At 69.6% G+C, this 12,310-nt stretch carries 14 protein-coding genes and 1 tRNA gene; 9 read left to right on the top strand and 6 right to left on the bottom strand.

The window, feature by feature from the left end:
* The first annotated feature begins 3 nt into the window (after window positions 1-3).
* The 4 genes from hutI to ACGHC0_RS12440 are packed head-to-tail and all read left to right on the top strand — an operon-like array spanning window position 4 to window position 4,436.
* Window positions 4-1,254, top strand: coding sequence for an imidazolonepropionase (gene hutI / locus ACGHC0_RS12425; protein ID WP_415268355.1), 1,251 nt, complete (start codon window positions 4-6; stop codon window positions 1,252-1,254).
* Window positions 1,251-2,672, top strand: a complete 1,422-nt coding sequence (locus tag ACGHC0_RS12430; RefSeq protein WP_415268356.1) for a formimidoylglutamate deiminase — start codon at window positions 1,251-1,253, stop codon at window positions 2,670-2,672. Before hutI ends, ACGHC0_RS12430 begins: the two co-directional genes overlap by 4 nt.
* Before the next feature lie 24 nt (window positions 2,673-2,696).
* Window positions 2,697-3,521, top strand: a complete 825-nt coding sequence (gene hutG, locus ACGHC0_RS12435) for an N-formylglutamate deformylase (RefSeq protein WP_415268357.1) — start codon at window positions 2,697-2,699, stop codon at window positions 3,519-3,521.
* Between the two features lie 3 nt (window positions 3,522-3,524).
* A complete protein-coding gene (locus tag ACGHC0_RS12440) occupies window positions 3,525-4,436 on the top strand; it encodes an EamA family transporter (RefSeq protein WP_368355490.1) in 912 nt (303 codons plus the stop codon).
* A gap of 85 nt (window positions 4,437-4,521) precedes the next feature.
* Here the strand turns inward: ACGHC0_RS12440 and ACGHC0_RS12445 are convergent, their stop codons facing one another.
* Window positions 4,522-6,477 carry a phosphatase PAP2 family protein gene (locus ACGHC0_RS12445; protein WP_415268358.1) on the bottom strand — a complete coding sequence of 652 codons (1,956 nt, stop codon included), beginning with the start codon at window positions 6,475-6,477 and terminating at the stop codon, window positions 4,522-4,524.
* A 307-nt stretch (window positions 6,478-6,784) separates the two neighbouring features.
* Between ACGHC0_RS12445 and ACGHC0_RS12450 the strand changes: the two genes are divergently transcribed.
* A complete protein-coding gene (locus ACGHC0_RS12450) occupies window positions 6,785-6,961 on the top strand; it encodes a hypothetical protein (RefSeq protein WP_368355492.1) in 177 nt (58 codons plus the stop codon).
* Window positions 6,962-6,985: 24 nt separating this feature from the next.
* Here ACGHC0_RS12450 and asd read toward each other — a convergent pair whose 3' ends face one another.
* A complete protein-coding gene (asd, locus tag ACGHC0_RS12455) occupies window positions 6,986-7,843 on the bottom strand; it encodes an archaetidylserine decarboxylase (RefSeq protein ID WP_368355493.1) in 858 nt (285 codons plus the stop codon).
* Between the two features lie 531 nt (window positions 7,844-8,374).
* Between asd and infA the strand changes: the two genes are divergently transcribed.
* Complete coding sequence (gene infA, locus ACGHC0_RS12460) at window positions 8,375-8,632, top strand: translation initiation factor IF-1 (protein ID WP_011796032.1); 258 nt, start codon at window positions 8,375-8,377, stop codon at window positions 8,630-8,632.
* Window positions 8,633-8,734: 102 nt separating this feature from the next.
* Window positions 8,735-8,811 (top strand) — tRNA-Pro (locus tag ACGHC0_RS12465).
* Between the two features lie 110 nt (window positions 8,812-8,921).
* Here the strand turns inward: ACGHC0_RS12465 and ACGHC0_RS12470 are convergent.
* Entirely contained in the window at window positions 8,922-9,107 is a 186-nt protein-coding gene (locus ACGHC0_RS12470; protein WP_415268359.1) for a hypothetical protein, read from the bottom strand.
* On the opposite strand from ACGHC0_RS12470, the gene ACGHC0_RS12475 reads away from it, so the two are divergent.
* Together ACGHC0_RS12475 and ACGHC0_RS12480 are read left to right on the top strand one after the other, a co-directional pair.
* Window positions 9,106-9,642 carry an SGNH/GDSL hydrolase family protein gene (locus ACGHC0_RS12475; RefSeq protein WP_415268360.1) on the top strand — a complete coding sequence of 179 codons (537 nt, stop codon included), beginning with the start codon at window positions 9,106-9,108 and terminating at the stop codon, window positions 9,640-9,642. The genes ACGHC0_RS12470 and ACGHC0_RS12475 overlap by 2 nt on opposite strands.
* A gap of 112 nt (window positions 9,643-9,754) precedes the next feature.
* Window positions 9,755-10,552, top strand: coding sequence for a heparan-alpha-glucosaminide N-acetyltransferase (locus ACGHC0_RS12480; RefSeq protein WP_415268361.1), 798 nt, complete (start codon window positions 9,755-9,757; stop codon window positions 10,550-10,552).
* A 48-nt stretch (window positions 10,553-10,600) separates the two neighbouring features.
* Here the strand turns inward: ACGHC0_RS12480 and ACGHC0_RS12485 are convergent, their stop codons facing one another.
* The 3 genes from ACGHC0_RS12485 to ACGHC0_RS12495 form a co-directional block, all read right to left on the bottom strand.
* Entirely contained in the window at window positions 10,601-11,386 is a 786-nt protein-coding gene (locus tag ACGHC0_RS12485; RefSeq protein ID WP_368355497.1) for a foldase protein PrsA, read from the bottom strand.
* Window positions 11,387-11,462: 76 nt separating this feature from the next.
* A complete protein-coding gene (locus ACGHC0_RS12490; RefSeq protein ID WP_368355498.1) occupies window positions 11,463-11,732 on the bottom strand; it encodes a BolA family protein in 270 nt (89 codons plus the stop codon).
* A complete protein-coding gene (locus ACGHC0_RS12495; protein ID WP_415268362.1) occupies window positions 11,729-12,298 on the bottom strand; it encodes a septation protein A in 570 nt (189 codons plus the stop codon). The genes ACGHC0_RS12490 and ACGHC0_RS12495 overlap by 4 nt, the downstream gene beginning before the upstream one ends.
* Window positions 12,299-12,310 lie beyond the last annotated feature (12 nt).

Below are 12,310 nucleotides of genomic sequence, written 5' to 3' on the forward strand. Positions count from 1 at the left end.
CTCATGCAGTCCACACTTTTTTCTTCCCTGCCCAGCGCCGACGGTTGCTGGACCGGCCTGCGGCTGGCGGAAGGCCTTTTCATTCCTGACGTGGCCGTGCCCACCGGTGCCCTGTCCTGCGTGGTGGTGCAGGGCGGCTCCGTGCGCTGGGTCGGGCCGGAGGCCGCCGTGCCGCCGGCCTTCGCCGGGCTGCCCCGCCATGCGGGTGGAGGGGCCCTGGCCACGCCCGGCCTCGTGGACTGCCACACCCACCTCGTGTATGGAGGCCACCGCGCCAACGAATTCGCCATGCGGCTGGCCGGGGCCAGCTACGAGGAGGTCGCGCGGGCGGGCGGAGGCATCGTCTCCTCCGTGAAGGCCACGCGCGCCGCTTCGGAAGACGGACTGTTCGCCCAGGCCCTGCCGCGGCTGCAGGCCCTGCTGGACGAGGGCGTGTGCGCCATCGAGATCAAATCCGGCTACGGCCTGGCGCTGGAGCACGAGCGCAAGCAGCTGCGTGCCGCACGGCGGCTGGGCGAGGCCTTCGGCGTCACCGTGCGCACCACCTTCCTGGGCGCGCATGCGCTGCCGCCGGAATACGCCGGCCGCAGCCAGGACTACATCGATCTCGTCTGCCGGGAGATGCTTCCCGCGCTGGCCGAAGAAGGCCTGGTGGACGCGGTGGACGTGTTCTGCGAGCGCATCGCCTTCAGCCTGGCCGAGACCGAGCAGGTCTTCCAGGCCGCGCAGGCGCTGGGACTGCCCGTCAAGCTGCATGCCGAGCAGCTTTCGGACATGGATGGCGCCCGGCTCGCCGCGCGCTACGGCGCGCTGTCGTGCGACCACGTCGAGCACCTGTCCGCCGAGGGCATCGCCGCGATGAAGGCGGCCGGCACGGTGGCCGTGCTGCTGCCCGGCGCCTACTACACGCTGCGCGACACGCACCTGCCCCCCATCCAGGCGCTGCGCGACGCGGGCGTGCCCATGGCCGTCTCCACCGACCACAACCCCGGCACCTCGCCCGCGCTGAGCCTGCGGCTCATGGCCAACATGGCCTGCACGTTGTTCCGGCTGACGGTACCCGAAGCCCTGGCCGGCATCACCACCCATGCGGCGCGCGCCCTGGGCCTGCAGGACACCCATGGCCTCGTCGCCGCCGGCCGGCCGGCCGACTTCGTGCTCTGGCCGTTCGCCGAGGCGGCAGAGCTGGCATACTGGTTCGGGCACCAGCCGCCGCAGGCGATCGTCCGGCAGGGGAGGGTGGTGCAGCGATGACCGGCCAGACTTACCCCTCCGACGGCGGCGCGCTCTTCGCCGCACAGGCCCTGCTGCCCGGAGGCTGGGCGAAGAACGTGCTGCTGCGCTGGAACGGACACGGGCGCATCACGCACGTACAGCCGGACAGTGCCCCGCCGCCCGCCGTGGCGCACGCACCCGGCCCGCTGCTGCCCGGACTGCCCAACCTGCACTCCCATGCCTTCCAGCGCGCCTTCGCCGGCCTGACCGAGTTCCGCGCGGCCAGCGACGATTCGTTCTGGAGCTGGCGCGACCTCATGTACCGCTTCGCCGCGCGCATGTCGCCCGAGGCGCTGGAGGCGATCGCCACCTGGCTCTATGTGGAGATGCTGGAGGCCGGCTACACGGCGGTGTGCGAGTTCCATTACCTGCACCATGCCGAGGACGGCCGCCCCTATGCCGACGACGCCGAGATGTCGCTCGCGCTGCTGCGCGCAGCACGGCGTGCCGGCATCGGCATCACGCTGCTGCCGGTGCTCTACCAGGCCAGCAGCTTCGGCGGCCAGCCACCGCGCGAGGGCCAGCGGCGTTTCCTGCACCGCACCGACGGCATGCTCGCGCTGCTCGAGCGCCTCGCGCCCGTGGTGCGTGCGCAGGGCGGCGTGCTGGGCCTCGCGCCGCACTCCCTGCGCGCGGTGCCACCCGACAGCCTGAACGCGGCACTGCAGGGCCTGGACGCCATCGCCCCCGGCGCGCCGGTGCACATCCACATCGCCGAGCAGACACAGGAGGTGCATGACTGCATCGCCTGGAGCGGCCAGCGGCCCGTGGAGTGGCTGCTGAACCATGCGCCCGTGGATGCCCGCTGGTGCCTCGTCCACGCCACGCACCTGAGCGATGCGGAGGCCGCAGGCGCGGCCCGGTCCGGCGCCGTGGCGGGCCTGTGCCCGACGACCGAGGCCAACCTGGGCGACGGACTCTTCGACCTGCCGCGGTGGCGGGCGGCTGGCGGAGTCTGGGGCCTGGGCTCCGACAGCCATGCCTGCGTGAACGCGGCCGAAGAGCTGATGCTGCTCGAATACGGCCAGCGGTTGGCCCTGCGGCGCCGCAACGTGCTGGGCACCGATGCGCAGCCGCAGGTCGCCACCGCCATGCTGCTGCAGGCCGTGCAGGGCGGCGCGCAGGCCGCCGGGCATCTGACGTCGCCCGGCGCGCAGGCAGGCCTCGCGCCGGGCGCTCCGGCCGACTTCGTCGCGCTGGACCCGGAGCACATCGCGCTGCGCGGCCTGCCGGCCGACAGCCAGCTCGCCGCCCATGTCTTCGCCAGCCACCGTACATCGGCCCTCGATGCCGTCTGGACGGCCGGCGTGCAGCGCGTCGCAGCGGGCCGCCATGCCCTGCACGGAGAGAGCGCGGCCGCCTTCGCCACGGTACGCTCCGTCCTGCTGCAACACTGAAACTGCCTTGTCACGAGAATGCCCATGAACGACGCACCGGCCACGCCGCTCTTCCATTTCCACGCGGGCACCGCGCCCCTGCTGCTGTCCATGCCGCATGCCGGCACCCATGTGCCACCGGACATCGCCGGACGCCTGACGGACGAGGCCCGGCAGGTGCCGGACACCGACTGGCACCTGGAACGCCTCTACGCCTTCGCTCGCGGCCTGGGCGCCTCCCTGCTCATCGCCACGCATTCGCGCTACGTGGTGGACCTGAACCGCCCGCCCGACGGCAGCAGCCTGTACCCGGGCCAGAGCGTGACCGGGCTCTGCCCCGTGGACACCTTCGACGACACCCCGCTCTACGCCGACCCGGCCCAGGCTCCGGCCGCCGCGGAGATCGAGGCGCGCCGCCGCTGCTACTGGGATCCGTACCACGCGCAGCTGCGTGCCGAGATCGACCGCATCCGCGCGCAGCACGGCGTGGCGGTGCTGTGGGATGCGCACTCCATCCGTTCCGTGCTGCCGCGCTTCTTCGACGGCCGGCTGCCCGACCTCAACCTCGGCACGGCCGATGGCACCAGCTGCGATCCGGCGCTCGCGCGCGAACTGCTCGCCATCGGCATGGCCGCGCCCGGCTACAGCGCGGTGCTCAACGGCCGCTTCAAGGGCGGCTACATCACGCGGCACTACGGCGACCCGGGCCGCAACGTGCATGCCGTGCAGCTCGAGATGACGCAGGCCAGCTACATGCAGGAGGCCCTGCCGTTCGACTACCTGCCCGACACCGCCATGGGCGTGCAGCCCCACCTGCGCCGCATGCTGCAGGCCTGCCTGGACTTCGCCGCAGAGCGCGCGGCCGCCTGAGCGATGTCCGCATCGCATGATTCACCGCTGATACCGGCCCTCGCCATCCTCGGGTCCGTGACCTTCCTCGGGGTCGGCACGTCCTGGGCCAAGCACTCCCTGTTCCCGCTGGTCGGTGCCCAGGGCACCACCGCCCTGCGCGTGGGCTTCTCGGCCCTGTTGCTGTTGCTCCTGTGGCGCCCCTGGCGGCGGCCGCTCGCACGGGCCGATGCGGCACGCATCGCCGCCTACGGCGCCGCCCTGGGCGCGATGAATCTCTGCTTCTATCTGTCGCTGCAGACCATTCCTTTCGGCGTGGCCGTGGCGATCGAGTTCTCCGGCCCGCTGTCGGTGGCGCTGCTGTCGTCCCGCCGCCCGCTGGATTTCATCTGGGTGGTCCTGGCGGTCGCGGGGCTGGGCCTGCTGCTGCCCTGGCAGCAGAGTGCCGGAATGCTCGACCTCCGGGGCGTGCTCTTCGCGCTGGCGGCCGCCGTGTTCTGGGCGGGCTACATCCTGTTCGGCAAGCGCCTGGGGCACCTGCACACCGGGCATTCCGTGTCCCTCGGGCTGGCCGCGGCCTCGCTGGTCGTGGTGCCCGTGGGCGTCGGGCATGCCGGGGCCGGCCTGCTGGCGCCGGGCGTGCTGTTCACCGGCATCGGCGTGGCCGCATTGTCCAGCGCCGTGCCGATCATGCTGGAGATGGTGGCGCTCAAGCGCCTGCCCCAGCAGGCCTTCGGCATCATGATCAGCATGGAGCCCGCCGTCGCCGCACTGCTGGCGCTGGTGCTGCTGGGCGAATACCTGAGCCCGGCCCAGTGGCTGGCCATCGGCATGATCGTCGCGGCCTCCATGGGATGCGCCTTCACAGCACCGCGGCGGCCCCCCCGGCCGCAACCCGTGCCGCCTGCGGATGCGGGCGCGGCCTCGCGCGGCTGACCGGTCCGCCCCAGCCACCCGGAGGACGTTCGCCACGAAAAAGGGCGGCCCGCGGGCCGCCCTTCGCATGCACCGGGTCGAGCCTTCAGGCTGCAGCGTCGATGCGCAGTTGCACGGAGTTGTTCAGATACACCGGCGTCACGCGGTAGCCCGGCACGGACACCGCATCGAAGGCCCCGCTGAGGCCGCCATGGCGCAGCACGGTGATCGTAGAACCCACGGCGGGGCGCACGCCCTGGGCGAAGTTCACCTCGAGCGTGCCGGCCAGTGCCGCCGGGCCGTTGACGGTCAGGGTGCCGGCCGTGCCGCTGGCGCCAGCCATCTGCAGCGACAGCGTGCTGCCCGGGCGCTGGGTGTAGGAGCCGTTCACCACCACGTCACCGGAGGCCGCGGTGCGCAGCGTGCCGCCGCCCACGTACACGGCACCGTTGCCCAGCGCCGCGCCGCTGCCGGCCTGCAGCGTGCCTGCCGCCAGCTCGATGCCGCCCGTGAAGCTGTTGTTGCCGGCCAGCACCAGCGTGCCGCTGCCGAGCTTCGTCAGCTTGCCGGCCCCGGCGATGTCGTTGCGCCACGTGTCGCGCGCGCTGAAGCCGCCCTGGGCCGCGTCCATCGTCACGGCCACGTCGCCGTCGAAGCGGCCGTAGCCGTCGGCGGCGGCGAACAGGTTCAGGCGGCCCCAGCCTTCCGCGTCGTCCATGACGGGGTAGCCCGACGGCAGCGCCGTGGTCTTGAGCACCACGCGGCGCTGCGTGGCGTCCAGGTAGGGCAGGCGGGTTTCCAGCAGCGCTTCCGCCCCCTTGGGCACCACGGCCGGGCGCGAAGCGTCGCCGGTCTGCGGGAAGCCGAAGGTCATGCGCCGCAGGTACTCGGAGCGGTTCGTCGCATAGTCCGCGAACCGGTCCGTGCTCGCCGGCTGCGAATGGGCGAACTGCCACAGGTCGGCGGGCGTCTTGGCACCGGCGGCGGCCATCAGCGCGCTGCGTGCCTGCTGGAAGGCCGCTGCCTTGCGGGCCGCATTCGCACCCGTCGCGATGCTGGCGGTGGCCACGGCCTGGCCGTGCATGCGTCCGCTGATCACGTCCAGGGGGGAGTGCATGCCGGCCAGGATGCGGCTCTCGCCCAGTTCCAGCCCACGCGCGACCATTTCCTGGAAGCGTTCCGGCACGAGGTAGGCCATGGCGATGGAACTGCGCACCGCCTCGGCCGTGTGGCCGCTGGTGAAGCCGCCGTCGGTGGTCGGCGTGGTGCTGCGCGCCGGGAGCAGGGCGGGCACCACCTGCACGGCACTGCTCCAGCGCCAGGGGCGCGCGTACTTGTAGAAGCGCTTGGCGGGCTCCGTGGAGCCGTTCTCGCCGATCCCGCCGACGAAATCCACCGCCGTGCCGAAAGCAGCGTTGGCGCTGCCGCCCACGCCGGTGTTGTTGCCGCCATCGTTGTACACCACGGTGGTGGCATCGGCCGGGATCGCGGTGATGGTGGTCGTCTGCTGCGCGGCATTGCGCCACGCGGCCGTCAGCGGGCCCATGCCGTCGCTCACGCTGTAGGCCTTGCCGCGGCGGTCGTCCAGGTAGGCCTGGAGTTCCTGCGCGGACGTGCGGCGGCCCGTGGCGTCCACGACATACTGGATGTTGCGTGCATGCACCTGGGCATTGAGCACCGTGCCGTCGGTGGCGTCGCCGGGAATGCCGCTCCACGTGGAGGTGGGCACGGCGGGAAACGCGCCGTTCGCGGCGGCGCTCGTGCCCGCGTCCACCAGCAGCGTGGAGGGTTTCCAGATCGAGAGGAAGCCCGACAGCACCCGCACGCCGGCATTGGTATCGAGCGTGGCGTAGCGTGCATCGCCGCGCTGGTTCGTCGCGGCGTTGTCCACGAAGGGCGGAACCGTCGTCTCATTGGGGACGGGAGCGGTGTCCGCCTTGCCCAGTCCTGGCGGGGGGGCGGGAACGGCGCTGATGCCGGAACCGCCGCCACCGCAGGCGGAAAGCGCCAAGGCAGCGGCAAGCGCCAGGATCAGGGGGCGGCGGGAGAGGGAAATCGTCATGGTGTGGAAGGAAAACGGGCCAAAGGAGCCTTGGGGCGAGCTCCAGACAGAACGGGCTCCCCAGGGAGCCCGCAGCGGCGCACTGTAGAGCGCGCAAATGACCGTTCCGTGACGCCGGCGTGCCCGGGCCGGCGCCAGCCCTCTCCAGGCGGCAAAAGCCCGACAGTGGCGCGGAATTTGTTGCAACTTGTGTGCTGGTATCGCCAGGGCGCGCTAGCATCTGGCCATGGATGTCGCGCCGACTGCTTCCCTGGCTCTCCCCGTCGCTGCTGCGGAACGACCGCAGGGATGGGGCGAGTTTTTCCACATGCCGGTTTTCCATCCGGGGACCCGGGTCCGGTTCGGCGAACGCCTGGAAACCGTCAGCCACATCACCATCCGCCGCCACGACCTGTGCGTCCATCTCGTGGGACACGAGGCGCCCGTGGCCCCCGAGAAGCTGGTGCTGCAGCCCAGCGTGTTCGCCACCTGCCGCATGCCCTGACGGACGTGCGGCGGCCTGCCGTGATCAGGCGTCGGCGGGCGGAAGGCCCATGGGTTCGCCCAGCCGCACGGCGCGCGCAGGCTCCCAGGTATCGGCGAAACGCAGGGCCCCGGGCTCGAAGAGCAGGACCACCGTCGAGCCGAGCATGAACCGGCCCATTTCCTCGCCCTTGCGCAGCAGCACTTCCGGGCCGTCCTCATAGGTCCACTGGCGCAGGCCCGCGGTGCGCGGCGGGTTGACCGTGCCATGCCAGACCGTGGCCATGCTGCCCACGATGGTGGCTCCCACCAGCACCAGGGCCATGGAGCCCAGCGGCGTATCGAACAGGCAGACCACCCGCTCGTTGCGCGCGAACAATCCCGGAACGCCGCGGGCGGTGAGCGGATTCACCGAGAACAGGGAACCCGGCACGTAGATCATGCGGCGCAGCCGGCCGTCGCAGGGCATGTGGATGCGGTGGTAGTCGCGCGGGCTCAGGTAGATGGTGGCGAAGCTCCCGTCCGCGAAACGGGCAGCCTCCTGCGCATCCCCACCCAGCAGCGCCGTGGTCGAGTAGCGGTGGCCCTTGGCCTGGAAGATCTGGTCCCTGTCGATGCGGCCGAACTGGCTCACCGCGCCGTCGACCGGGCAGACGGCGGGAGCGTCCGCGATGGGCCGTGCGCCCGGGCGCAGCGCGCGCGTGAAGAAATCGTTGAAGGTGGCGTAGCTGGCGATGTCCGGGTTCTCGGCCTCGGACATGTCCACCTTGTAGCGGGCCACGAAGCGGCGGATGGCAGCCGTGGTGCGGGTGCCTGCGCGCGCGGAGGCGAAGCGGCCGGCCAGCGAGGTCAGGGCCCGCTTGGGCAGCAGGTATTGCGGAAGAACGGCGAGGCGATCTGGCACGGAGGCTCCTGCGGCGAAAGGGCCGGCCATTCTAGGGCCTGTCCAATGGCCGGGAATGCCAGGGTCGTCCCGGAGGACAGGAGAGAGGGGGTCGAGGGCTGCGACAGCGGCCTTTTATTTTCCGGAAGCCGCCCCATCTGGGGAACATGGCCGGGATGGCGTGGTCCCGGCCTGCGCCATGGGCGTTCATCTCCTGCGGATGGGTGGCCTGCCGGCGCGTTTTGGCAACGCCACGCGGGAGCCTGCGCGCCGCCACGGTACAATTGACAGGTTTTGCACCGGCCTGCCCAGGCCCTGCGCGCCCAAAAAAGCAAAGAAGAACAAAAAAGAGAAAAGAGAGCCGGCGGCACCGGCCGCCTTCCATGCTCGGCAGCGCAGCGTTCATTCTGGCATCGCATGCCAGGCCTGGACGTAACGAAGCGCTTGCGTTTGCATCGCCGGCCCCGGCAGCCCGCGCCTGATTTCCCGTCTGTTATGCATGCCCGGAACCTGCTGTCGTACCGGTCCGGATTTTTAATTTCTAGTTGAACCATGGCTAAAGAAGAACTCATCGAAATGCAGGGCTCCGTGACGGAAGTGCTGCCGGATTCGCGGTTTCGTGTCACGCTGGACAACGGGCATCAATTGATCGCCTACACCGGCGGCAAGATGCGCAAGCACCACATCCGCATCCTGGCGGGTGACAAGGTGTCCCTGGAAATGTCGCCCTACGACCTCACCAAGGGCCGCATCACCTTCCGCCACCTGCCTGGCCGCGGTCCCGGCCCGTCGTCCTCCGGCTCCCGCTGAGCGCGCCTGCGGGCTCCGGCATGCGCGGGCCTTGCAAATAATGTGCTGGAATCGGCCCGCCGGCCCGGAAAGGGCTCCGCGGCGGGTTAGAATGCCAGCTGTCGGAGCGTAGCGCAGCCTGGTAGCGCATCTGCTTTGGGAGCAGAGGGTCGCGAGTTCGAATCCCGCCGCTCCGACCATTGATATCAAGGGGTCAGGTCCGCAAGGCCTGGCCCCTTTTGTCTTTTTGCAGTCCCGTCCGGTCAGCGTGGCAGAGTGTCCAGGGCGATGGGGCCGCCGGCATGAAATGCTACGTCGTGATACAGGCGCTCACTGCATCCGGGACATGATCCCGGATTCGTTCGTTTTCTTCGCCCGCCAGTGCAGAAGCGATGCCGCCGAGCCATTCGGCCAAGGCAGCCTGGCGGGCACCGTCATCCAACATGTCCATAGAAATTTTTGGCGACAGCCTCATGCGCGGCCCTGGCATCAGCATGGCCGTTCCCCGAACCATGATGTCCCTGCGGCCCGGCTGGGTGGTCGAAGACCGTTCCGCCATCGGCCTGTTGATGCAGGATCTGATCCTCGGCTACAGGGAGCCGTACCCGGGTGCGCCGGCGGACGCCTATCCGCTCGGGCCGCAGCCCCCCTTCAACGCCATCCGCCGCCGGGGACAGATCATCGTGCTCGGCCTCGGGCTCAACGATGCCCTCGAAATGCGCAGCGTCGAGCAATACGAGGCCGACCTGCGCGATGCCCTGCGGATCATCCATTCGGAGTGGCGCACGCCCGTCCTGACCGGCATCGTGGATGTGCCGGTGGCCGATCTGTTCACGCCCGACCGCGTGCAGCGCCGCCACGAGCTGAACCAGGTGACCCTCCGGGTGGCCGAGCAGATGGGGGTCTCGCACGCGCGCTGGGGGGAAGACTACCGCGGCGTGGGCGACGTGATCGACAACATCCACCGCACGCAGGCCGCCAGCGACCGGCTGGCAGCGCTGCTGGTCGAGGCCATCGAGCGCACCTTCTGAGGCCGGGCTCGGCTGCCGCCGCGGATGGACGGGCGGCAGGCCCGCGGCCCCCTTAACATCGCGGGGCCGCCGTCCCGGGACGGCGGCGTGTTGACCCACCCGCAGCCCAGGCATGGCACGTCCTTCCCGCAACCATACCCTCCCCCTGTCGCAGGTCCCTGGCGGCAATGCGCGCGCCGACGCCGTCGATGCCTTGCGTGGCATCGCCATGGTCTGGATGACCGTCTTCCATTTCTGCTTCGACCTCAGCCATTTCGGCTACTGGCCGCAGGATTTCCGGGGCGATCCGGCCTGGACGATGCAGCGGACGGCCATCGTCAGCCTGTTCCTCTTCTGCGCAGGACTGGGGCAGGCGCTCGCCTGGCAGCAGGGCGTGGGCTGGCGCCGGTTCGGCCGGCGCTGGTTGCGGATCGCCGGCTGCGCATTGCTGGTGAGCGCCGGGTCCTACCTCATGTTCCCGCGGAGCTACATCCATTTCGGCGTGCTGCACGGCATGGCCGTGATGCTGGTGGTGGCCCGCTGCACGGCGGGATGGGGCGGCTGGCTATGGCCGGCCGGTGCCCTGGCCCTGGCGGCCCCGTGGGCGGGTGGGTGGCTGCTGGCCGGACCGGCGGCAGACTGGGCGCCCTGGTTCAACGGCAATGCATTGAACTGGCTGGGCCTGGTGTCCCGCAAGCCGTTCACCGAAGACTACGTGCCCGTGCTGCCTTGGCTCGGCGTGATGTGGTGGGGGCTGGCCGCAGGGCAGTGGGCGCTGCGCCGCCGATCCGGCTGGCTTTTGCGGCCGCTTCCCGCGGCACTGCGCCCGCTCGCGGTGCTGGGGCGCTGGAGCCTGAGCTACTACATGCTGCACCAGCCCGTGCTCATCGGTGCGTTGCTGGCCACGGGGTGGATGCTGGGCCGCCCATAAAAAAACGCGGCCATGGCCGCGTTTTTTCCGCAAGGGTCGGCAGGCCGGTCACTCGACCTTGGCCTTGGCGCGCAGTTCTTCCTGGAACTTGGCCAGCTTCTGCTGCTGCAGCTGCTGTGCGATCTGCGGCTTGACTTCGTCCAGCTTGGGCAGCTTGGCTTCGCGAACGTCGTCCAGGCGGATGACGTGCCAGCCGAACTGCGTCTTGACCGGGGTCTGCGTCATCTTGCCCTTGTCGAGCTTCACGAGGGCCTGGGTGAATTCGGCCACGTAGCTGCTGGGGGAAGCCCAGTCGAGGTCGCCACCGCGTGCGCCGGATCCGGGATCCTTGGACTGCTTCTTGGCGATGTCCTCGAACTTCGCGCCCTTCTTGATGGAAGCGATGATGGCCTTGGCCTGGTCTTCGGTTTCCACCAGGATGTGGCTGGCCTTGTATTCCTTGCCGGTGTTGGCGGCGACGAACTTGTCGTATTCGGCCTGGATCTCGGCGTCGGTGACGGGGTTGGCCTTCTGGTAGTCGGCGAACAGCTCGCGGATCAGGATGGTCTGGCGGGCCAGTTCCATCTGGTCCTTCACGTTCTGCGAGCCTTCCAGGCCACGCTTCTGCGCTTCCTGCAGGAAGATCTCGCGGGCGATCACTTCTTCCTTGATCTGGCCTTCGATCTCGGGGGTGATGGGCCGGCCGGAGCGTTCGACCTGCTGCTTCAGGACTTCGACGCGTTCCTTGGGCACGGCCTTGCCATTCACGACGGCAACGTTCTGCGCGATGGCGGGCAGGGCGGACGTGCCCAGCACGGCAGCGGCCACAAGGCCGGACAAGAGCTTTTTCTTCATTGGGAAATCCACAAAAAGGAAAGGGCAGGCTGCACGGTGTGCGCCATGGTGGCCCTGGACGTGGGAATCAAGACGATCAGAGAACTTCAATCGCGATGGCGTGCGCACCCTGGTCAATGAACTCCTGCAGCGCATCATACACAAGGCGGTGCCGGGCCACGCGGCTGCGTTCCGTAAACAAAGGTGACGAGATGCGTACCCGGAAATGCGTGCCCGCGCCGGTGCCGTTGGCGCCCGCATGGCCCGCGTGGGCCGCGCTTTCGTCGAGCACTTCGAGCAGGCTGGGCGCCAGGGTCTCGCGCAGCTTGCGCTCCATGGCCTGCGCGGTGATGACCACGCCGCTCATGGCTTCGCATCCTCCGGAGCCGTGGCGGTGTCTTCCTGCGGCTCCTTCACGTAGCGGCTCAGGTACAGCGCCTGGCCGACCACGAAGAGGGCCATCAGGCCGATGCCGCCGAAGAGCTTGAAATTCACCCAGGTGTTGGTGCTGAAAGCGTGCGCCACCCACAGGTTGATGGCGCCCATCGCGGCGAAGAACGCCGTCCAGCTCCAGTTCATGGCGCGCCAGGCGGCCTCGGGCAGTTCCATCTGTCCGCCCATGAGCGTGCGGATGAGGTTCTTGCGGAAGAACACCTGGCCGACCAGCAGCGCGCCCCCCATCAGCCAGTAGAGGACGGTGGGTTTCCACTTGATGAAGGTGTCGCTGTGGGAGAGCAGCGTCGCGCCGCCGAACACCACGATCACGCCCAGGCTGACCCACTGCATCGGTTCGATCCGGCCGTGCCGTATGCGCAGGTAGGCTATCTGGACCACGGTGGCGGCGATCGCCACGGCCGTGGCCGTGTAGATGCCCCAGACCTTGAAGGCCACGAAGAACAGGATGATGGGGAAGAAGTCGATCAGCAGTTTCATAGATGGGGCAGG

Origin of the sequence: Acidovorax sacchari, from assembly GCF_042847045.1 — a bacterium.
GTDB classification, from domain to species: Bacteria; Pseudomonadota; Gammaproteobacteria; order Burkholderiales; family Burkholderiaceae_C; genus Paracidovorax; species Paracidovorax sacchari.